Source organism: Mycobacterium sp. (assembly GCF_035633495.1).
In the GTDB taxonomy this organism is placed as follows: Bacteria; Actinomycetota; Actinomycetes; order Mycobacteriales; family Mycobacteriaceae; genus Mycobacterium.
This window is the reverse complement of sequence record NZ_DASQEU010000077.1, coordinates 32,677-53,820: the sequence shown is the minus strand read 5'-3', so window position 1 is coordinate 53,820 and position 21,144 is coordinate 32,677. Positions and strand designations below refer to the sequence as shown.

At 67.3% G+C, this 21,144-nt stretch carries 21 protein-coding genes and 1 pseudogene; 11 read left to right on the top strand and 11 right to left on the bottom strand.

What is annotated here, in order from left to right:
* Positions 1-17 precede the first annotated feature (17 nt).
* Positions 18-191 carry a DUF2613 family protein gene (locus tag VET27_RS12240; protein ID WP_526518388.1) on the bottom strand — a complete coding sequence of 58 codons (174 nt, stop codon included), beginning with the start codon at positions 189-191 and terminating at the stop codon, positions 18-20.
* A gap of 48 nt (positions 192-239) precedes the next feature.
* Positions 240-1,775: a serine/threonine-protein kinase gene (locus VET27_RS12235; protein ID WP_526518386.1), complete on the bottom strand. Its 1,536-nt coding sequence runs from the start codon at positions 1,773-1,775 to the stop codon at positions 240-242.
* Between the two features lie 23 nt (positions 1,776-1,798).
* Between VET27_RS12235 and VET27_RS12230 the strand changes: the two genes are divergently transcribed.
* On the top strand, positions 1,799-3,034 hold the full coding sequence (locus tag VET27_RS12230; RefSeq protein ID WP_526518384.1) for a glycoside hydrolase family 3 N-terminal domain-containing protein: 1,236 nt from the start codon (positions 1,799-1,801) through the stop codon (positions 3,032-3,034).
* Positions 3,035-3,062: 28 nt separating this feature from the next.
* Complete coding sequence (locus VET27_RS12225) at positions 3,063-3,686, top strand: TetR/AcrR family transcriptional regulator (protein ID WP_526518382.1); 624 nt, start codon at positions 3,063-3,065, stop codon at positions 3,684-3,686.
* 11 nt (positions 3,687-3,697) lie between these two features.
* Here VET27_RS12225 and VET27_RS12220 read toward each other — a convergent pair whose 3' ends face one another.
* Together VET27_RS12220 and VET27_RS12215 are read right to left on the bottom strand one after the other, a co-directional pair.
* Entirely contained in the window at positions 3,698-4,540 is an 843-nt protein-coding gene (locus VET27_RS12220; RefSeq protein ID WP_526518380.1) for a MaoC/PaaZ C-terminal domain-containing protein, read from the bottom strand.
* Position 4,541: 1 nt separating this feature from the next.
* The gene (locus VET27_RS12215; protein WP_526518378.1) at positions 4,542-5,894 is read right to left on the bottom strand and encodes a 3-oxoacyl-ACP reductase; all 1,353 of its coding nucleotides are present in this window, start codon (positions 5,892-5,894) and stop codon (positions 4,542-4,544) included.
* A 170-nt stretch (positions 5,895-6,064) separates the two neighbouring features.
* Here VET27_RS12215 and VET27_RS12210 point away from each other — a divergent pair, with 170 nt between their 5' ends.
* The gene (locus tag VET27_RS12210; protein WP_526518376.1) at positions 6,065-7,366 is read left to right on the top strand and encodes an acetyl-CoA C-acetyltransferase; all 1,302 of its coding nucleotides are present in this window, start codon (positions 6,065-6,067) and stop codon (positions 7,364-7,366) included.
* Between the two features lie 116 nt (positions 7,367-7,482).
* On the opposite strand, the gene VET27_RS12205 is transcribed toward VET27_RS12210, so the two are convergent.
* Positions 7,483-8,610 carry a TDT family transporter gene (locus tag VET27_RS12205; RefSeq protein ID WP_526518374.1) on the bottom strand — a complete coding sequence of 376 codons (1,128 nt, stop codon included), beginning with the start codon at positions 8,608-8,610 and terminating at the stop codon, positions 7,483-7,485.
* A gap of 135 nt (positions 8,611-8,745) precedes the next feature.
* Between VET27_RS12205 and VET27_RS12200 the strand changes: the two genes are divergently transcribed.
* Entirely contained in the window at positions 8,746-9,672 is a 927-nt protein-coding gene (locus VET27_RS12200) for a TIGR03564 family F420-dependent LLM class oxidoreductase (protein ID WP_526518372.1), read from the top strand.
* Between the two features lie 91 nt (positions 9,673-9,763).
* Here the strand turns inward: VET27_RS12200 and VET27_RS12195 are convergent, their stop codons facing one another.
* Positions 9,764-11,599, bottom strand: coding sequence for an acyl-CoA dehydrogenase C-terminal domain-containing protein (locus VET27_RS12195; protein ID WP_526518370.1), 1,836 nt, complete (start codon positions 11,597-11,599; stop codon positions 9,764-9,766).
* A 247-nt stretch (positions 11,600-11,846) separates the two neighbouring features.
* Here VET27_RS12195 and VET27_RS12190 point away from each other — a divergent pair, with 247 nt between their 5' ends.
* The 3 genes from VET27_RS12190 (at position 11,847) to VET27_RS12180 (ending at position 14,589) form a co-directional block, all read left to right on the top strand.
* On the top strand, positions 11,847-12,929 hold the full coding sequence (locus VET27_RS12190) for an NAD(P)H-dependent amine dehydrogenase family protein (RefSeq protein WP_526518368.1): 1,083 nt from the start codon (positions 11,847-11,849) through the stop codon (positions 12,927-12,929).
* 186 nt (positions 12,930-13,115) lie between these two features.
* Positions 13,116-14,090 (top strand): isopenicillin N synthase family dioxygenase, encoded by a 975-nt coding sequence (locus VET27_RS12185; protein WP_526518366.1) that lies wholly within the window; start codon positions 13,116-13,118, stop codon positions 14,088-14,090.
* Positions 14,091-14,103: 13 nt separating this feature from the next.
* Positions 14,104-14,589: a flavin reductase family protein gene (locus tag VET27_RS12180; protein ID WP_526518364.1), complete on the top strand. Its 486-nt coding sequence runs from the start codon at positions 14,104-14,106 to the stop codon at positions 14,587-14,589.
* Positions 14,590-14,599: 10 nt separating this feature from the next.
* On the opposite strand, the gene VET27_RS12175 is transcribed toward VET27_RS12180, so the two are convergent.
* From VET27_RS12175 to VET27_RS12155, 5 genes are all read right to left on the bottom strand, one after another.
* Complete coding sequence (locus VET27_RS12175; protein ID WP_526518362.1) at positions 14,600-14,755, bottom strand: hypothetical protein; 156 nt, start codon at positions 14,753-14,755, stop codon at positions 14,600-14,602.
* Positions 14,756-14,886: 131 nt separating this feature from the next.
* Entirely contained in the window at positions 14,887-15,648 is a 762-nt protein-coding gene (locus VET27_RS12170; protein WP_526518360.1) for a succinate dehydrogenase/fumarate reductase iron-sulfur subunit, read from the bottom strand.
* A 2-nt stretch (positions 15,649-15,650) separates the two neighbouring features.
* The gene (locus tag VET27_RS12165) at positions 15,651-17,627 is read right to left on the bottom strand and encodes a fumarate reductase/succinate dehydrogenase flavoprotein subunit (RefSeq protein WP_526518358.1); all 1,977 of its coding nucleotides are present in this window, start codon (positions 17,625-17,627) and stop codon (positions 15,651-15,653) included.
* Positions 17,628-17,672: 45 nt separating this feature from the next.
* Positions 17,673-18,491 carry a succinate dehydrogenase subunit SdhC gene (sdhC, locus tag VET27_RS12160; protein ID WP_526518356.1) on the bottom strand — a complete coding sequence of 273 codons (819 nt, stop codon included), beginning with the start codon at positions 18,489-18,491 and terminating at the stop codon, positions 17,673-17,675.
* A 48-nt stretch (positions 18,492-18,539) separates the two neighbouring features.
* A complete protein-coding gene (locus VET27_RS12155) occupies positions 18,540-18,845 on the bottom strand; it encodes an Rv0250c family protein (protein WP_526518354.1) in 306 nt (101 codons plus the stop codon).
* A 114-nt stretch (positions 18,846-18,959) separates the two neighbouring features.
* Between VET27_RS12155 and VET27_RS12150 the strand changes: the two genes are divergently transcribed.
* The 4 genes and pseudogenes from VET27_RS12150 to nirD all read left to right on the top strand — a co-directional run bounded on the left by VET27_RS12150 (position 18,960) and on the right by nirD (position 21,104).
* A complete protein-coding gene (locus VET27_RS12150) occupies positions 18,960-19,718 on the top strand; it encodes an isocitrate lyase/PEP mutase family protein (protein ID WP_526518352.1) in 759 nt (252 codons plus the stop codon).
* A 42-nt stretch (positions 19,719-19,760) separates the two neighbouring features.
* Positions 19,761-20,141: a hypothetical protein gene (locus VET27_RS12145; protein WP_526518350.1), complete on the top strand. Its 381-nt coding sequence runs from the start codon at positions 19,761-19,763 to the stop codon at positions 20,139-20,141.
* Between the two features lie 67 nt (positions 20,142-20,208).
* A pseudogene (locus VET27_RS12140) lies at positions 20,209-20,736 on the top strand (nitrite reductase (NAD(P)H)); the annotation flags it as partial.
* 11 nt (positions 20,737-20,747) lie between these two features.
* Complete coding sequence (gene nirD / locus VET27_RS12135; protein ID WP_526518458.1) at positions 20,748-21,104, top strand: nitrite reductase small subunit NirD; 357 nt, start codon at positions 20,748-20,750, stop codon at positions 21,102-21,104.
* The last annotated feature ends 40 nt before the right edge of the window (positions 21,105-21,144 follow it).

The following is a 21,144-nucleotide window of genomic DNA, read 5'->3' as shown; positions in this document are numbered from 1 at the left end:
AGCGTAGCGACCCGGGATTAGGTCCGGTCGCCGTACTCGACCCTGTTGAGCACGGACGACCCCGGATCGCCCGCCTGCAGCGGAGGCTTCGTGTCCTGCTGAACCATGAGCGTTACCCCGAAGACGGCGGCGGCACCCAGCAACAGTCCGACGACGATGCTGGCCGCAGCGGGCAAGACGAACCGTTCCACCCGGCCAAGGTAGCACCGCGGGCGGTGGGCAGCCGCAAGCAGCCAGATTCAATAGAGAACGACGACCGCGTCGCGACCCGCACGACAGGTGATCCACGGGTCGGAACCCTCGGCCGAGCAGGTGACGAAGAAGTCGTCGCCGACGCAGGCCGCGCCCTCCGCACAAGGGATCGCGCCTGCGGCGACGACGGATCGTGGCTCGCGGCTCGGGTCGGCGGCATCCCAGTAGGCCTTCAGTACACTGCCGACGAAGAAGCACGAGGCAGAAGGGCTGCCGCGGACCCCCTGGCTCGCCCATCCCGCTTGACCGGTGACCTGGAAGCCGCCCTCGCAGTCCTCACCCGTCGGATCGGCACCCCGGATCGAGGCAGGCCTGGGCCGGCCTCCCACTCCGGTGGTGGCGGCTTGATCTGACGGCGGCTGGGTGCTGCTCGACGGTGGCGGGTCGGCGGTCGGGCCGGATGGGTCGTCGCTTCCGCCGCGCGCGACGACCACGACGAGTACGACGATGAGCGCGAGGAGCGCGGCCACTCCGGTGAACGCCCACACCCGGCCCATGCGCGTGGCACCCGCTTCGACGGGCGGTTCGTCGAAGGGCGGCTCGTCGACCGGTGGTGGCGGGTACGAGGGGTCGGATAGCTGACTGGCCGCCATCGTCGGCGCGAACTCGGGCTCGAACTGCGTTTCCGGAGTCGGCTCCTCCGCCGACCAGGCAGCGACGAAGACGGCGGGCATGCCCGAGCCCGTCGTCGGATTCGCCAGGTGTTCGGTGGGGGCATGGGCCGCCGGGTCGACGACGCGTCGGGCCTGCGTCGCGGCGGTCGCTGCGTCGCGCAGTGCGGCCGCGAAGTCCAGGCACGCGTCGAACCGCTCGCGAGGGTCTGCCGCCATCGCGCGCATCAGGGCGGGATCGAATGCGGCGAGATCCTGGCGGGTGTCGCCGAGCGGGGCCACCGACTTCGGGAAGGTGTCCGCCTCGGGCGGCGACCCGCACAGCAGGTGGTACACAGCGGCCGCCAGGCCGTACTGGTCGTCCCCGCGGTCGGTGTCCTCGACGGTTCGCGGAATGCCGAAGTCCGTCAACAGGACTCGTCGTCGCCCGTCACCGCTGAGCAGGACGCTGGCCGCGGTGACGTCGCCATGCACCGAGCGCCGTTCGTGCGCGTAGTCCAGCGCGTCGGCGATCGACGTGACGATGTCGAGGACCTGATCGGCGGGCATGCCGGTGTCGTATCTGTCTCGGAGCAGCGCGCCCGCGTCGGTGCCGTCGACGAAGTCCATCGCCAGCCACAGCCGACCCTGGTCCTCGCCGTGGTCGTGCACGCCCACGATGTGCGGGTGCCACAGCGTCGCGGCCATGTCGGCGTGCCGCCGGAACCTGGCGCGGAACTGCTCGTCGGCCGACATCGAGGCGGGCAGCACCCGCAGGGCGTCCTGACGCAGCGTTCGCGGATGCGCGGTCAGATACACCTCGCCAATGGCGCCCGCACCCAGGTGGCGGACCACGGTGTAGCCCGCGAACACGTCCCCCGATCGCAGCGGCATATGCGCGAGATTACCCAGCACGGCGGCGGGCGTTGCCAACCCTGCACGCTACGATTCGGCCCATGCCACTGGGCCGTAACGCGAAAGATGACTCCACGGGTTCCAGCCAACGAACCACCATCGCGTCGATAGTGCTCGCGCTTGTCGTCATCGCGGCCGTCGTGGTGGGCAGCGTGTACTTCGTCAAGCACCGCAGCGCGTCGGCCGACGCGCCGGAACCGTCCGCAGCGAGCGAGACGGCGGCCAGTTCCGCGGCCCTGCCGCCGCCCGAAGCGCCTGCGTGCGGAGAGGGTGACGCGCTGCTGGCGGCCATGTCCACGCGCGACAAGCTGGCCCAACTACTGATGGTCGGCGTCACGGGCGCCGACGACGCGCGCGCGGTGGTGGCCAAGGACCACGTCGGCGGCATCATGATCGGCAGCTGGACGGACCTGACCATGCTGGGCGATCCGCTGAAGGAGATTGTCGCCTCGGCCAGCCCGCTGCCCTTGGCCGTCAGCACCGACGAGGAGGGCGGGCGCGTCTCGCGGCTCAAGAGCATCATCGGGGTGCAGGAGTCGGCCCGCGTCCTCGGCCAGACGGTGACCGCGCAGCAGGTGCATGACATCGCACTCGCGCGCGGCTGGGCGATGAAGGAGCAGGGCATCACCGTCGACTTCGCCCCCGTCGTCGACGTCTCCGATCAGGACGACGACACCGTGATCGGCGACCGCTCGTTCAGCGCCGACCCCGCGAAGGTCACCGAGTACGCGGGTGCCTACGCACGCGGGCTCCTCGAAGCGGGAATCACGCCGGTGCTCAAGCACTTCCCCGGTCACGGTCACGCGTCCGGTGACTCGCATCTGGGGGGCGTGATGACCCCGCCGCTCTCCGAGCTGATGACCAACGACCTGGCTCCCTACCGCGAGCTGGCCCAGTTGCCAGGCACCGCGGTGATGGTCGGCCACATGCAGGTCCCCGGACTCACCGGCGCCGATCCGGCCAGCCTGAGTCCCGCCGCCTACGACCTGCTGCGCACCGGCGGATACGGCGGCCTGCCGTTCAACGGCGTGGTGTTCACCGACGACATCTCCAGCATGGGCGCCATCAATCAGCAGTACACGGTGGCCCAGGCCGCTCTCAAGGCGCTGCAGGCGGGCGCCGACATCGCCCTTTGGATCACCACCGACGAGGTTCCCGGGGTGCTCGACGCGCTCGAGGCCGCCATCGACGCGGGCGAGCTGGACATGAAGAAGGTCGACGGCTCGGTGCTGCGAATCGCCGCGCTCAAGGGCAAGAGTCCACGCTGCGGCAGCTGAACCGGGCGCAATTGCTTACCCTTGGCTGATGGCAGGTGGAACGAAGCGGTTGCCGCGCGCGGTGCGTGAGCAGCAGATGCTCGACGCCGCCGTGCAGATGTTCTCGGTGAACGGCTACCACGAGACGTCGATGGACGCGATTGCCGCGCAAGCCGAGATCTCGAAGCCGATGCTGTACCTGTACTACGGCTCCAAGGAGGAGCTGTTCGGCGCCTGCCTCGATCGTGAGCTGGGTCGATTCGTGGACTCGGTGCGCGCCGACATCGACTTCACGCAAAGCCCCAAGGATCTCCTGCGCAACGCAGTGGTGGCGTTCCTCAGCTACATCGACACCAACCGCGCGTCCTGGATGGTGCTCTATACGCAGGCCACCAGCAGTCAGGCGTTCGCGCACACGGTGCGTGAGGGTCGTGAGCGCATCATCGACCTCGTCGGCAGGCTGCTTCAGTCCGGCACGCGAAATCCTGAGCCGGACAACGACTTCGACATGACGGCCGTCGCACTGGTGGGTGCGGGCGAGGCCGTGGCGACCAGGGTCAGCACCGGCGACGCCGAGGTGCACGAGGCCGCCGAGCTGATGATCAACCTGTTCTGGCGCGGCCTGAAGGGCAGACCCGCCGATGCTCCGGTGATACCCGCGGCCACCGGATAGCCCTTCGGCACCTAGAGCGCGGTCACCGATCCCGTCAGGTGCGGGTAGCCCTTGGACAGGTTGCGCAGCGCCAACTCCCAGCCGTTCGACACGCGGTCGACGTAGAGGCCGACGCGAGCGGGCAGCAACACCGGTTTGCCGAAGCGCACCGAGTACTTGACGGCATCGGGGAACTGGCCCTCGATGTTGGCCAATACGGCAGCGGCACTGAACATGCCGTGGGCGATCGAAGTCGGGAAACCGAACAGCTTCGCCCCGATGGAGCTGGTGTGGATCGGGTTGTGGTCTCCCCCGACGGATGCATAGTGGCGGATCTGGCCCGGCGTCACGTGCAGCACCGCATTCGGCGGCGGGAGCTTCTTCTGCTTGCGCTGCTCCGGCTTCGGCTCATCGGACAGGCTGGTCCGCTGCTGATGGAGAAACGTCGTCACCTGGTGCCACGCGGTCTCGTTGCCGACGCTGACGTCGGTGACGAGGTCGACCAGCAGGCCCTTGCGGTGCTCCCTCAGATTCTCCGCATGCACCTTGACGCCGACGGTGTCGGTGACGGCGATCGGCCGGTACTGGGTGACGTGGTTCTCGACGTGCACCGATCCCATTGCGGCGAAGGGGAAGTCGAAACCGCTGACCAGTGACATCACCGACGGGAACGTCAGGGCGAACGGGTAGGTCAGCGGTACCGAGTCGCCGAACCGCAACCCGGTCACCGCGGCGTACTCGGCGACGTTGGCCGGGTCGATGGCGAGGTCTTCGACGGTGACCGTCCGGTCGGGGACGGTGTCGCCGCGCGAGACGAACGGCAGCGCGCCCGCCGCGGCCAACAGCATGTTCTTCCGCCCGCTGGGCTGACTCATGTCACGCTCCCAACATGGCCTGGCCACACACGCGAATGGTGTTGCCGGTGACGGCATTCGACGCGGGGCTGGCGAAGTAGGCAATGGCCTCGGCGACGTCGACGGGTTGGCCGCCCTGGAACAGGGAGTTGAGTCGACGGCCCACCTCACGGGTGGCTAGCGGGATCGCCTCCGTCATCTTGGTCTCGATGAATCCCGGCGCGACGGCGTTGATCGTGATTCCCTTCTCGCCGAAGACCGGGGCCAGAGCCTGCGTCATGCCGATCATGCCCGCCTTGGTGGCGGCGTAGTTGGTCTGTCCACGGTTGCCGGCGATGCCCGCCATCGAGGAGAGCCCGACGATGCGGCCGCCCTCGCCGATCGTGCCGTTGTCCACCAGGCCCTGGGCAAGTCGTTGCGGGGCAAGTAGATTGACCGCGACGACCGAATCCCAGCGCCCGTCGTCCATGTTGGCGAGCAGCTTGTCGCGGGTGATGCCGGCATTGTTGACCAGAACGTCGGCCTTGCCCTCGTAGTGCTCGCGCAGATGCTCGGTGATGCGGTCGACGGCGTCGGCCGCGGTGACGTCGAGGGCCAGTGCGGTGCCGCCCACCTTCGTCGCGGTCTCGGCAAGTGCCTCGGCTGCGCCTTCCACGTCGATCGCGACCACCTTGGCGCCGTCGCGGGCGAACACCTTGGCGATCTCGGCGCCGATGCCGCGGGCCGCGCCGGTCACGAGCGCGACCTTGCCGTCCAGTGGCTTGTCCCAGTCGGCGGGTGGCACCGAGTCCTGGGCGTCGACGTAGAACACCTGCGCGTCGACGTACGCGGACTTCGCCGACAGCAGGAATCGCATGGTCGACTCCACGCCGGTCGCCGCGGGCTTGGCATCCGCGGCGAGGTAGACCAATCCGATGGTCGCGCCATGCTGCAGTTCCTTGCCGAGCGACCGGGTGAAGCCCTCGAGTGCGCGTTGGGCGATGCGCTCGTCGACGCTGCCCGTCTGATCGGGGGTGGTGCCGATGACGACGATGCGACCGGAGGAGCCGACGTTGCGCAGCAGCGGGGTGAAGAAGTCGCGCAGTGCCTTGAGGCCCTCGGGGGTGGTGATGCCGGTCGCGTCGAAGACCAGTCCGCCGAACGAGTCGGCCCAGCGTCCGCCGAGGTTGTCCCCGACCAGGTCGTAGTCCTCGGCCAGTGCGGTGCGCAGTGGTTCGGCGACGCGGCCCTCGCCGCCGATCAGCAGCGGCCCGGCCAGCGCCGGCTCACCCACACGGTAGCGGCGCAGGGTTTCGGGCTGCGGGACGCCGAGTTGCTTGGCCAGGAATGACCCTGGACCGGAGTTGACCACTTGCGAGAACAGGTCGGAAGCCACTGAGCTGCCTTTCGAGAAGAAACGGGTATTGAGTTCGGGCAGGGGGTACCCCGTTTGCGGGGAGACACTGTCGTATCGGTCACGAACTTACTCCAGAGTAAGAACGGTGGGTAGTATGACCCTCGACACTGACGTCCCTCGTCAATGCACAGGAAGGTACTGGAGGAACTGTGGCCGACACCAAGGCAGCCCGTCGAGTAGCCATTCTCGGTGGCAACAGGATTCCCTTCGCGCGCTCTGACGGCGCGTACGCCAACGCGTCGAACCAGGACATGTTCACCGCCGCCCTCGGCGGCCTCGTCGACAGGTTCGGCCTCAAGGGTGAACGCCTCGGCGCCGTCGTCGGAGGCGCGGTGCTCAAGCACAGCCGCGACTTCAACCTGATGCGCGAGTGCGTGCTCGGTAGCGCGCTGTCACCGTACACGCCCGCCTACGACCTGCAACAGGCCTGCGGCACCGGCCTGCAGTCGACCATCGCGGTCGCCAACGGCATCGCGCTCGGTCAGTACGACGTGGCCGCAGCCGGAGGTGTCGACACCACCTCGGACGCGCCCATCGCCTTCGGCGACGATCTCCGCCGCGTGCTGCTGGGTCTGCGCCGTGCCAGGTCGAACGTCGACAGGCTGAAGCTCGTCGGTCGACTGCCCGCCGCAGTCGGTGTCGAGATCCCCACCAACGGCGAACCCCGTACCGGGATGTCGATGGGTGAGCACGCGGCCGTCACCGCCAAGCAGATGGGCGTCAAGCGCGTCGACCAGGACGCACTCGCCGCGGCCAGCCACCAGAACATGGCCGCCGCCTACGATCGCGGGTTCTTCGACGATCTCGTCAGCCCGTTCCTCGGCCTGTACCGCGACAACAACCTGCGCGCCGACTCGACGGCCGAGAAGCTCGCCAATCTCAAGCCGGTGTTCGGCGTGAAGAACGGCGACGCAACCATGACGGCGGGCAACTCGACTCCTTTGACCGACGGTGCGTCATTGGCGCTGCTGTCGACCGAGGAGTGGGCGGCCGAGCGCAAGCTGCCCGTGCTGGCCTACTTCGTCGACGGCGAGACGGCCGCGGTCGACTACGTCAACGGCGACGACGGCCTGCTGATGGCGCCCACCTACGCGGTGCCGCGGCTGTTGGCCCGAAACGGGTTGACGCTGCAAGACTTCGACTACTACGAGTTTCACGAGGCGTTCGCGTCGGTCGTGCTCGCCACCCTCGCGGCCTGGGACTCCGAGGAGTACTGCAAGGAGCGACTCGGCCTCGACGCCGCCCTCGGCTCGATCGACCGGACCAAACTGAACGTCAACGGCTCCTCGCTGGCCGCCGGTCATCCGTTCGCCGCGACCGGCGGCCGCATCGTCGCGCAACTGGCCAAGCAACTCGCCGAGAAGAAGGCGGAGACGGGCCAGCCGGTGCGCGGCCTCATCTCCATCTGCGCCGCCGGCGGCCAGGGCGTCACGGCCATCTTGGAGGCTTGAGAATACTTCCCGGACGGCTGTAACGCGCTCGCGCGGGCCGTCGATATGGGTAGTAGCTCCGTGTTGCCGTCTGACCCCCCGACCCGACGGCAACACGGGGCCACTTTTTGCCCGCGCTAGCCGCTTGACGGGACCGGCGGGTCCTTCTTCGCCTTCACCGGGCCGGCGTTCGGCGGCGGCACGAACAAGCTTCCGCCCACGCTGCCCCGCGCGGTCCTGACGGCGACCAGCCCCCAGGTGCTGAGCAGCCCGACGAACGCGATCACCGCCGCCACCTTGAACGCGGGCAGACCGGTGTGCACGGCCAGCTGCGTCGTACCCGTCACGAACGTGCCGACGGGAAACGTCAGGCTCCACCACGTCAGAGCGAACGGCATGCCGCGCCGCAACGTGCGCACCGTCAACTCGGTGGCCAGTACGATCCACAACAACGCGAAGCCCCACACGGGGACGCCGAACAGGATGGCGAAGACGTTCATGGCACTGGCGAGTTCGGCTGGCACTGCCAGCGCTGCTGCCGTACCGAGCAGGCCCGCCGCCGTGATGCCCTGGCCCAGCGGGCCCAGCACGATCCACAGCGTCGGCACCCGCGCCGTGCCGGAGGTGCCGTACAGGGCCAGCCTGCTCCAGATCATGCTGATGATGATCAGCGCCGCGATCAGCGAGAGTCCGAACATCGCGTAGCAGCCGTAGAGCATGGTGGTGCGCCCGGTGCCAGGCGCCATGTGCGGGATCAGCAGGGCGCCCCCCGCGGCCGACACCATCGGCGGCACGACCGGCATGAGCCAGCCGCCGAAGGCCGCGTCGGGCTCGACGTTGAGTTGGGTGAACATCAGGAACGGGATCGTCGCCGCGGTGAAGAGACCGCCGACCGTGCCCGCGGTCCACAACACCCAGGCGAGGTCGACCGCGATGCGCGCCCCGATCAGATCTCTACCGATCAGGATCGCCCCCGACCCGACCGTCATCAACGCCATCGGGGCGGCGCCGTAGAAGTGCGCCATCTGCGGATTCCGCGAATGGGCCCGCGCCACCGTCGGGTGGCGAGACCACTGGACCGTCACCGCCACCAGCAGGACCACCAGCAGGACGGCGGCCGCCACCCACACGACGCGGGAGAACACGTGCAGGCCCGGAACGTGAATCGGCAGCGTGGCACCTGCCGTCGCCACGATCCCGGTGCCCATCACCGACGCGAACCAGTTGGGCCCGAAGTTCTCGAGTCGAGCCGCTTCGGTGGTCATGCTTCGACATTGAACGCCGAAGGCGCGTCGACTTCTGCACTAGGGTCGTGAACGCCGGCAATCGACGACCCTGGCGCAGATTTCGACGTCGGTGCTTCGAGGTAGGCCAAGCGAACGCAAGGGAGCGTGCGAGTCATGCAGGTAAGCATGTTCGGGCAACTCAGCGGAGCGGGTATCGACAATCCCGTCGACGGATGCGTGCAGAACCTCGCGCAACTGCGCGAGGAGGGCTTCCGTCGGCTGTGGATGAGCCAATTGCCCTACGAGCCAGACCTTCTCACGGTCCTGGCGGTGGCGCTGCGCGAGGTCGGCGACATCGAGGTGGCCACCGGCGTCGTCCCCATCCAGAATCAGCACCCGATGCAGATGGCACAGCGAGCGCTGACCGTCAGCCTCGTCTCGCACGGTCGGTTCATCCTCGGCCTCGGCATGACGCATCAGGCAGTCACCGAGGGCATGTGGGGCATCCCATGGGACAAGCCGGTGCGCAGACTGAACGAATTCCTCGACGGCCTCCTCCCGCTTCTGGCGGGTGAGCCCGCTTCCGCGATCGGCGAGATCGTCACCACTCGTGGCGCATTGATGATCGGCGATGCGCCGCGACCCGACGTCTACATCGCGGCGCTGGGTCCGCAGCTGTTGAGGATCGCGGGCCGTCGGACGGCGGGAACGTGTACCTGGATGACGGGGCCGAAGACCCTGGCCGGCCATGTCAGCCCGACGCTGCGCCAAGCTGCCGCCGACGCGGGCCGTCCCGAGGAAGCGGTGCGGGTGGTGGCGGTGCTCCCGGTGAGCGTCACCGACGACGTCGACGGCGCCCGCAAGCAGGCCGCCGAACAGTTCGCGATGTATGGGGTGCTCCCGTCCTACCGCGCCATGCTCGACCGCGAGGGTTACACCGGACCCGAGGACGCCGCGATCATCGGCGACGAGGCGACGGTCAAGGACCGCCTGGACGAACTGCGCGCAGCGGGAGTCGACGAGTACGTCGGCGCCACCTTCGACACCTCACCCGAGGGGCGGGCGCGCACCCGCGCCGTTATGCGCAGCCTCGACGACTGAGTGGTTCCTGGCGTCCAGTGGCCACTTGTCATACGCAAATCGCGAATTGATGTGCAATAACTGGCCACTCGGGGTGCAACGCAAGCGAGACTTAGAACGCAGCCTCGTCGAGCTCCATCACCTCGTTGTCGATGTTGTCGAGCACCAGACGCGTGCTGGTCAGCAGCGGCAGGAAGCTCTTCGCGAAGAACGACGCGACGGCGATCTTGCCCTCGTAGAAGGACTTGTCCGCGCCGGAGGCACCCTGGTCGAGTGCGGCGATGGCGACGGCGGCCTGCTTCTGCAGCAGCCAGCCGAGCACCAGGTCGCCGACGCTCATGAGGAAGCGCACGGAGCCGAGGCCCACCTTGTAGATGTTGGCCGGGTTCTCCTGCGCCGACATCAGGTAGCCGGTCAGCGTGGCGGCCATGCCCTGGACGTCCGCCAGGGCGGTCGCCAGCAGCTCGCGCTCGGCTTTGAGTCGACCGTTGCCCGACTCGCTCTCGACGAACTGCTCGATCTCACCTCCGACGTAGCCGAGCGCAACACCCTTGTCGCGGATGATCTTCCGGAAGAAGAAGTCCTGCGCCTGGATCGCGGTCGTGCCCTCGTACAGCGAGTCGATCTTGGCATCGCGGATGTACTGCTCGACCGGGTAGTCCTGCAGGAAGCCGGAACCACCGAAGGTCTGCAGGCTCTCGGTGAGCTTGGCGTAGGCCTGCTCCGAGCCGACACCCTTGACGATGGGCAGTAATAGGTCGTTGACCTTGCCCGCGAGCTCGGGATCCACCCCGTGTACGGCCTTGGCAACCTCGGCGTCCTGGAAGGTCGCGGTATACAGGTACAGCGCGCGCAGGGATTCGGCGTACGCCTTCTGGGTCATCAGCGACCGACGCACGTCCGGGTGGTGCGTGATGGTCACGCGCGGCGCGGCCTTGTCGGTCATCTGGATGAGATCGGCACCCTGCACGCGGGTCTTGGCGTACTCAAGTGCGTTGAGGTAACCGGTCGACAGCGTGGCGATGGCCTTGGTGCCGACCATCATGCGGGCCTGCTCGATGACCTCGAACATCTGCGCGATGCCGTTGTGCACCTCGCCGACGAGCCAACCGACGGCGGGAACACCGTGCTGGCCGAGCGACAGCTCACACGTTGCGGAGACCTTGAGGCCCATCTTGTGCTCGACGTTGGTGACGAACACACCGTTGCGCTCGCCGGGTTCGCCGGTCTCGAAGTCGAAGTGGTACTTCGGCACGAAGAACAGGGACAGACCCTTGGTGCCCGCTCCGGCACCCTCGGGGCGGGCCAGCACCAGGTGCAGGATGTTCTCGCCGATGTCGTCGGCGTCGCCGGAGGTGATGAAGCGCTTGACGCCATCGATGTGCCAGGAGCCGTCGGGCTGCCGCACGGCCTTGGTCCGACCGGCGCCGACGTCAGAACCGGCGTCGGGCTCGGTGAGCACCATCGTCGAGGTCCAGCCGCGCTCGGCGGCCAGCACGGCCCACTTCTTCTGCTCTTCGGTGGCCTGGTTGTAGAAGATGCTCGCGAAGCCGGCGCCCATCGAGTACATGTACACCGCGGGGTTGGCGCCGAGCACGTGCTCCATCAGGGCCCACTGCAGCGCGCGGGGCATCGGCATGCCGCCGAGCTCCTCGGCAAGGCCGATCTTGTCCCAGCCGCCGTCGATGATCGTGCGGACCGACTTCTTGAAGGCCTCCGGCAGCTTCACGGTGTGCGTCTCGGGGTCGAAGACCGGTGGGTTGCGGTCGCTCTCCGCGAACGAGTCGGCGATCGGGCCCTCGGCCAGTCGGGTGATCTCGGCGAGCATTTCGCGGGCGGTGTCGGCGTCGAGATCGCTGTAAGCGCCCTCGCCGAGAACCTTGTCCAGGCCGAAGACCTCGAACAGGTTGAATTCCTGGTCACGGACGTTGCTCTTGTAATGGCTCACGATGTCTCCTCGATGAGATTTCGTCTGCGGTTGGGTACTCGGGGGAAGTTACCCACCAGTAACTGCGGCTAACTATACCGGCTGGTAACTTGATCGCAAAGCATTGTCGAGCAAATTTGTGCTGGCTAACCAACCCGACGGTTGATTGGGGCCGCCTCGTCCGCCCAAGATGGGGCCTGACCTGCCGTTTCTCGAACTTGTGATGTCTGCCACTAGGGGCCCCAGCACGCCCACTAGGGTGGGGCGAATGAGGCGCGTGGTGGTATGGGGAACGGGCAACATGGGGGCCACGGCGATCCGGTCCACGGTGGCGTTTCCCGGGTTGCGACTGGTGGGCGTCATCACGTCGTCGGAGGCCAAGGTAGGACGCGACGCAGCGACGTTCCCCGGCCTCGACGCCGATACCGGCGTCGTGGCCACGATGGACGCATACGCGGCGTTGGCGGCCTGTGATGCGGTGGCCTACATGGCGTCGGGTGACATCCGCCCCGACGAGGTCGTGACCGATATCGAGCGTTGCCTGCGCGGGGGTGCCCACGTCGTAACGCCGTCGCTGTACTCCCTCTACGACCCGCGGTCCGCGCCGCGGGAGTGGGTCGACCGCCTGACCGCCGCCGCCGAGGAGGGTGGCTCCACGTTGTTGGTCAGCGGCGTCGACCCGGGCTGGGCCAAGGACGCCCTGGCGGTGATGGCCGCCGGCCTCTGTACCCGGATTCGGACGATCTACTGCCAGGAGATCTTCGACTACTCGACCTACGACCAACCCCATGCCGTGCGGGTGAGCTGCGGGTTCGGTGGGCCGATGGACGAGGTCCCGATGATGCTGCTGCCGTCGGTTCCGACGATGGTGTGGGGCGGCAACATCCGGTTGATCGGCCGTGGGCTTGGCCTGGAGATCGACGAGATCACCGAGACCGTCGAGCGACTACCTCTCGAGGAGTCGGTCGACAACGTGATGGGCCACTTCGAGAAGGGCAGCCAGGGTGCGTTCTGGCTCAAGGTCATCGGCTGGTCCGATGGCAAGCAGCGCATCGTCGTCGACCACATCACGCGCATCGACCCGGCGTGCGCCCCACAGTGGCCGCAGCCCGACGAGGGCGTCGGCGATCACCGCGTCATCGTGGACGGCGACCCTCAGCTGACCATCGTCAGCCGCGCCGACGTCCCAGGTGGCACGCGCGTAGACGGAGGCAACACCACGGCTGCGAACCGGTTGCTCGGAGCCATCGAATGGCTGGCCACCCAGAAGGCGGGCATCTACGACGGCCTCGACGTGCCGCTGCACACGCCCCTGCCCGACGCGGTCGAGGCCACGCGCTGGGCGGACTAGATTTGCGCTCCATCTCTTGAAATTTCGCGGGACGAGTGCCGGCGCTTCGCGGTTCACGGCGGCCCAATCTTCGTAGTCGCGAACACAGCGTTCGTACTGAGGCCCTGAGACCGCCCGGGGCATCGGGTTGCGTTCACGCCGATCGTGACCGTGGCCACGGCGCGGTGTCGCGACGATGATGGGCTGGTGCCCTCGGTCCATACCGCGCTGCCCGTCGTCGACCTGCGCGACGAGCACGCCGCGCTGCGGGAACGGTTGCGATCCGTCGCGCACGAGGTCGGCTTCTTCCACCTCACCGGTCACGGTGTCTCCGATGACCTGACCGAGCGGGTGCTCGCGTCGGGGCGGCGGCTGTTCGCGCTGCCGCAGCCCGACAAGGACGCGGTGGCCATGGTGAACAGCCCGCACTTTCGCGGATATACCCGTCTCGGCGGGGAGCTGACCGGTGGCGCCGTTGACTGGCGCGAACAGATCGACATCGGGCCGGAGCGGGTTCCGCTGACCGACCCGGCCGAACCCCATCTCCATTTGCAGGGGCCCAACCAGTGGCCCGCGGCACTGCCGGAGCTGCCGGGCATCGTGGCCGAGTGGGATGCGGCGCTCGCCGACGTCGGACGACGGTTGTTGCGGCACTGGGCGGCTTCCCTCGGCGGCCCCGACGACGCCTTCGACGCCGCGTTCGCGGACACCCCGGCGACGCTGATCAAGATCGTCCGCTACCCCGCGCAGACCGACGGCCCCCAGGGCGTCGGCGCGCACCGAGACGCGGGCGTACTGACACTGCTGCTCGCCGAACCCGGAAGTCGAGGGCTCGAGGTGCGCGGCCCCGACGGCGAGTGGATCGACGTGGATCCACTGCCCGGAGCGTTCATCGTCAACATCGGCGAGATGCTCGAGATCGCGAGCGGCGGCTACCTGCGCGCCACCGAGCACCGGGTCACGCTGTCCGCGCGGGAGCGCATCTCCGTGCCGTACTTCTTCAACCCGCGCCTCGACGCGCAGTTCCCGGTGCTCACCCTGCCCGTTGACCTGGCCGTCCACGCACGCGGTGTCACCGCCGACCCGTCCAACGAACGGATCTTCTCGGTGTATGGCCGCAATGCCTGGAAGAGCCGCTTGCGGGCACACCCAGACGTGGCCGCCGCGCACCGATACGTGTGAAGATGGAGTCGCTATGACCGGCACTGACCTGAGTCCGACGTCCCTGCGCGAGGCCTTCGGGCACTTCCCGTCGGGTGTGATCGCGATTGCCGCGGAGGTGGAGGGAATCCGGGTGGGTCTGGCGGCGAGCACCTTCGTCCCGGTGTCCCTGGATCCACCCCTGGTGTCGTTCTGCGTCCAGAACACCTCGACGACGTGGCCCAAGCTGAAGGATCTGCCGTTCCTCGGGATCAGCGTGCTCGGCGAGTCACACGACGCCGCCGCGAAGACGCTGGCCGCGAAGACCGGTGACCGCTTCGCCGGGCTCGAGACGCGCTCGTCGGATCGGGGGGCGGTGTTCATTCACGGCACCAGCGTGTGGCTCGAGAGCGCCATCGAGCAGCAGGTCCCGGCGGGGGATCACACGATCGTCGTGCTGCGGGTTCATCACATCACCGTGCAAGACGACGTTGCGCCCATCGTGTTTCACCGCAGCGCATTCCGCCGCCTCGGCGGCTAGCGCCGGTGCGTCAGGGGCGGGCGCTGAGTTCCTCGCGATAGCCCTGTATCCGTCGCTCGAGTTCTGCGGCGTCCTCGGGTCTGCCCTCCTTGCGGGCCAGCTGAGCGCGGACGGAGAGTTCGCGGATCGCGGTGCGAATGTCGTTGATACTGGTGGTTTCTTGCATGTGGCTGCTGCCTTTCGTCGTTGACTGGCCGCCGTCACGAGCGTACGCCCCAACGTGAAGTGGCTGGGAGATTCCGGGTGGATTCTCGCAGCCACTTCACGTTCGCGAAGCCAGGCTCTTCGCCCAGCCGATCACCGCTTGAAGAGCTTGTTCCCCAGCCACACGACCGGGTCGTACTTGCGGTCGGCGACGCGCTCCTTCATCGGGATCAGCGCGTTGTCAGTGATCTTGATGTGTTCTGGGCAGACCTCGGTACAGCACTTGGTGATGTTGCAGTAGCCCAGCCCGAACTCCTCTTGCGCCATGTCCTTGCGGTCCACGGTGTCCAACGGATGCATGTCCAGCTCGGCGATGCGCATGTGGTACCGCGGACCTGCGAAGTTCTCCTTGTTCTCCTCGTGGTCGCGCACCACGTGGCAGACGTTCTGGCACAGGAAGCACTCGATGCACTTGCGGAACTCCTGACTCCGGTTCACGTCCTCCTGCTGCATGCGGTATTCGCCCGGCTGCAGATCCTTCGGCGGCGTGAACGACGGGATCTGGCGTGCCTTCTCGTAGTTGAAGGACACGTCGGTCACCAGATCGCGCATCACGGGGAAGGTCCGCAGCGGGGTCACCGTGACGGTTTCGTCCTCGCCGAACGTCGACATCCGGGTCATGCACATCAGCCGCGGTCGGCCGTTGACCTCGGCCGAGCACGAACCGCACTTGCCCGCCTTGCAGTTCCACCGCACGGCGAGATCAGGGGCCTGGGTGGCCTGCAGGCGGTGAATGATGTCGAGGACCACTTCGCCCTCGTTGACCTCCACGGTGTAGTCCTTCAACTCGCCACCGCCGACGTCACCGCGCCAGACCCGCAAGCTCGCTTGATATGGACCGGTGGATCCTGCCATGTTCAGCCCTTCCGTTCCGGGTGTGCGGTCAGTTCGTCGTCGGTGTAGTACTTCTCGAGTTCGGAGAGCTCGAAGCACTCCAGCAGGTCCGGCCGCATCGGCACCTGCTCCTCGGGGACGACGGTGACGCGGGGGACCATCGCCTCGCTGGTCGCCGCCTCCGTCGTGCGGCACGCCAGCAGCGTGTTGCGCCAGTTGGCGTCCATCGCCGGATGATCGTCGCGGGTGTGCCCGCCGCGGCTCTCGGTGCGCTGCAGCGCGGCCTTGGCCACGCACTCGCTGACCAGCAGCATGTTGCGCATGTCGATCGCCAGGTGCCAGCCCGGGTTGTAGACCCGTCCACCCTCGACGGCGACGTTCTGCAAGCGGCCCCTGAGCTCGTCGAGTTTGGCGAGCGCCTCGTGGATCTCGTCTTCCTTGCGGATGATGCCCACGAGGTCGTTCATCGACTGCTGCAGCTCGGCGTGCAGGGTGTACGGGTTCTCGGGATTCTCGTGGGCTTCGTAGGGCGCCAACGCCATCTTGGTGGCCTCGTCGAGGGCCTCCTGCGACACCTTCGGCCGGTCGGTCAACGCCCGCACGTAGTCGGAGGCCCCGAGCCCGGCGCGCCTGCCGAACACCAGCAGGTCGGATAGCGAGTTGCCGCCCAGTCGGTTGGAACCGTGCATGCCACCGGAGCACTCGCCGGCCGCGAACAGGCCGGGGGTGGCCGCTCCGCCGCTGTCGGGATCGACCTCGATGCCGCCCATCACGTAGTGACAGGTCGGGCCGACCTCCATCTCGTCCTTGGTGATGTCGACCTCGGCCAGCTCGATGAACTGGTGATACATCGACGGGAGTCGGCGCTTGATCTCCTCGGTCGGCATGCGCGAGGCGATGTCGAGGTAGACCCCACCGTGCGGGGTGCCGCGGCCCGCCTTGACCTCGGCCACGATGGCCCGGGCCACCTCGTCGCGGGGCAGCAGGTCAGGAGTGCGGCGGGCGGAGTCGTTGTCCTTGAGCCACTGGTCGGCTTCTTCCTCGGTCTCCGCGTACTGGCCCTTGAACACCGGGGGGATGTAGTTGAACATGAACCGCTTGCCCTCGGAGTTCTTGAGCACGCCGCCGTCGCCGCGCACGCCCTCGGTGACGAGGATGCCCTTGACCGAAAGCGGCCAGACCATGCCGGTCGGGTGGAACTGGATGAACTCCATGTTGATCAGGGCCGAGCCCGCGCGCAGCGCCAGCGCATGGCCGTCGCCGGTGTACTCCCACGAGTTGGACGACACCTTGAACGACTTGCCGATGCCGCCGGTCGCGAGGACCACGGCAGGCGCTTCGAACAGGATGAAGTTGCCGGTCTCGCGCCAGTAGCCGAAGGCGCCGGCGATCTTGCCGGTGGCTCCTCCGGTGGCTCCGGTCGCCTCGTGCTCCGCGCTCGCGTCGTCGCCTGGACCCTTGTCGAGAATCAGGTCGGTGATCGAGCATTCGTGGAAGACCTTGATCCTCGCCTCGTAGTCGCCGAGCTCCTTGTGGTCCTCCTGCTGCAGCGAGACGATCTTCTGCTGGAGCGTGCGGATGATCTCCAGCCCGGTCCGGTCGCCGACGTGGGCCAGTCGCGGGTAGGTGTGCCCGCCGAAGTTGCGCTGGCTGATCTTGCCGTCCTTGGTGCGGTCGAACAGCGCACCGTAGGTCTCCAGCTCCCACACCCGGTCGGGCGCCTCCTGCGCGTGCAGCTCGGCCATCCGCCAGTTGTTGAGAAACTTGCCGCCGCGCATGGTGTCACCGAAGTGCACCTTCCAGGAGTCCTTGGTGTTGACGTTGCGCATCGCCGCCGCGCAACCGCCCTCGGCCATCACGGTGTGCGCCTTGCCGAACAGAGACTTCGTCACCACCGCCACGCGCAGGCCGCGTTCTCGGGCCTCGATCACCGCACGCAGTCCTGCCCCGCCGGCGCCGATCACGACCACGTCGTACTCGTGCCGTTCGAGTTCAACCATCTATTTTCCTCGCTAGTTCGTGAATAGTGTTGTCAGCCAACGAAATCAACCGACGAACCTCAGGTCCGAGATCGTGCCACTGGCGACGAGCATGACGTAGAAGTCAGTAAACATCAGCGTGCCGAGCGTGATCCACGCGTACAGCTTGTGCCGGGTGTTGAGCTTGCTCACCTGGCCCCACAGCCAGTACCGCACCGGGTGTTTCGAGAAGTGCTTGAGCCGCCCGCCGACGACGTGGCGGCACGAGTGGCAGGACAGCGTATAGACCCAGAGCATCACGACGTTGACGATGAGCACGATGTTGCCCAAACCAAATCCGAACCCGGACGGCGATTGGAACGCCTCGATCGCGTCATAGGTGTTGATCACCGAGATGATCCCGGCGATGTAGAAGAAGTACCGGTGCGTGTTCTGGATGATCAGCGGAAGCCGCGTCTCGCCGGTGTACTTCGCGTGCGGTTCGGCCACCGCGCACGCCGTCGGCGACTGCCACACCGACCGGTAGTAGGCCCCGCGGTAGTAGTAGCAGGTCAGCCGGAAGAGCAGCAGGAACGGCAGCGACGCCGCGGCATACGGCAGCCACCACACGTCGGGCAGTATCTGTGGCCAGAAGCCGCTGGCCTCCCCGCAGCCGGTGCTGATGCACGGCGAGTAGAACGGCGTCAGGTAGTGGTACTGCGGTACGAAGAAGTGGTCCTGTTGGAACGCCCGCACCGTCGCGTAGATCACGAATGCGGCAAAGCCGAGATCGGTGATCAACGGCGACTTCCACCAGTTGTCGGTGCGGAGCGTGCGCTGCTTGATCTGCGCTCGCGTCGGCGAGAAGACACCGGTGCCGCGGCGGTCGGCGGTGGGTGCGCTCAAGGGTTGTGCCTCACTTCGGTCGGCATGTGTCCGGGCGGTTGGTGTCTGTCAATCGAATGGCGAAGGACTCATCGGGCCGTCGTCGTCCACGTCCTGCCAGAAGTCGCTGGCGTACTGCGTGTCGGGGATGCCGATCTTCTCGCCGATGTGGTGGTGGTGACTCACCCCGCGTGCGACATTCAACTCCTCGGCATCGATGTCGAGGCGGTCGATGTCGTTCTGAATGCGTTCGGCGTCGTTGACGATGCGACGCATCGCGGCGGTGTCGCCGTAGCGTGATGCCAGAGACGAGACGCAGCGACGGAGGCCGCCGATCAACTCGTGTAGCTGGTCGAGTTCGGTGGTTGTGGACAACGGAGTTGACCTCCTTGGGCTGAAGGGTGTCACGGATCACGGTACGACAATTGATGCTAGTCACAGACTGAGTTAAGAGTGAGACGGGTCACGTCGAACAGTGGAGGTTGAAGAGTGTCGGAAGAGGTTCTGCAGGAGCGTGCGACGACGCTGAAGGCGCTGCACGTGCCCGGCAAACCGGTGATCCTGCCGACCGTGTGGGACGCGTGGTCGGCGAAGCTCGCGGTCGACGCCGGGTTCGCCGCGCTGACGATCGGCAGTCACCCGGTGGCCGATTCGGTGGGCAAGGCCGATGGCGAGGGGATGTCCTTCGACGATCTGACGGCGCGCGTCGCCCAGATCACCGGTGCGGTGGACGTGCCGATCTCGGTAGACGTCGAATCGGGATACGGCGAGACAGCCCAGCGGCTGATCGACGGACTACTCGCGGCGGGTGCGGTGGGCCTGAACATCGAGGACACCGTGCACAAGGAAGGCAAGCGGCTGCGCACGCCCGAGGAGCATGCCGCGCTGGTCGCCGAATTGCGCATGGCGTCCGACGCGGCAGGCGTGCACGTGGTGATCAACGCGCGCACCGACCTGTTCATCCGCGAAGACGGCGACGAGGCCGATCGCGTCGACCGCGCCATCGCCCGTCTGACGCTCGCGGCAGAGGCCGGCGCCGACAGCCTCTATCCGGTCGGCAGACCCGATCCGGACACCATGCGCCGGCTGACGTCCGAACTGCCGTTGCCGGTCAATGCGATCGCGCTGCCCGATACCGACGATCCCGCATCGTTCGGTCCGCTCGGGGTCGGCCGGATCAGTTTCGGCCCGTTCTTCCAACGGTTCCTGTCCGGGCACGCGGAGACGCTCCTGGCACGCTGGCGCTGACGCGTTTGCCTGCCGTTCGGCTCGCCGTCCTACCATCCGCCCGTGGACGACGAGCACGAGCGGTGGGACTGGCACGATCACCCCGGCGTCACATGGGCTGCGGGGGCGTCGGCCGTCGTGCTGGTCGTCCTGCTGGTGGTGGCGGTGATCCGGACGTCGGACTCGGCGCACGCGCCTGCCTTCGTGCCGCCCGCGCCGTCGTCGGCAGACACCACGTCGGGATCCGCGTACACGACGTCGTCGTCATCGACGAGCTACGCCCTGCCGAGTGTCCAGACCAGCCAGGACACCGGCGCGCCCGCGACCACCGAGGTGCCGAGCAGCGATCAGCCGTCCATCGACGAGCCCACCACCCCGACGACGACCACGACCATCTACAACCCGTACGGCACGACGACGCCGACGAACGCCGGCCACGTCTGAGTGCTCACAACCCGAATCGACGACGGGTGAGCACACCGTGACGGGTGATTCACGCGACGCGACATGATGGCAATCTCGGCGTGCCCCGCACAAGATCAAGATGGGCGTGTCCGGCTGCGCGCGGGAGTGCGCCGAGGCGCGCGGCAAGGACGTCGGTGTCATCGCGACCGAGACGGGCTGGAACCTCTACGTCGGCGGGAACGGCGGCGCGACACCGAAACACGCACAGCTGCTGGCCGGCGAACTCGACGACGAGACGCTGATCCGCTACATCGACCGCTTCCTGATGTTCTACATCCGCACCGCCGACCGCCTCCAGCGCACCGCGCCGTGGGTGGAGGGCCTCGAGGGCGGGCTGGATCATCTGCGCGACGTGGTCTGCAACGACTCGCTCGGCCTGGCGGCTGAGTTCGAGGATGCGGTCGCCAGGCACGTCGATGGCTATGCCTGCGAGTGGAAGGGTGTGCTGGACGATCCCGACAAGCTCTCGCGATTCGTGTCATTCGTCAACGCACCCGAAGTCGTTTATCCCACAGTGGAATTCACCAAGCGATCGGGCCGCAAGGCGCCCATCGGCATGCCGACCGTCCGTTGATGGGAATAGCCGTGACACTGCTCGACGATGCCAAGGACGTCCGGGTCTGGACTCCTGCGTGCGACTACGACCGCCAGCTGCCGGGCCGCGGCGCGGGCGTACTGTTGCCCGACGGGGTCCAGGTCGCGCTGTTCCGACTCGACGACGGATCACTGTGGGCGATCGGGAACGTCGACCCGTTCTCGGGTGCGGCGGTGATGTCGCGCGGGATCGTCGGGGACCGGGCCGGACGGGCGTGTGTGCATTCGCCGATCAAGAAGCAGGCGTTCGCCCTCGACGACGGCACCTGCCTCGACACCCCCGACGTGACGCTGCCGGTCTATCGGACCAGGATCACCGACGGCGGATGCGTGGAAGTCGGGAGCTAGCTGGCCACCGCCACCGCCGAACGTGGATTACCCCCACGCA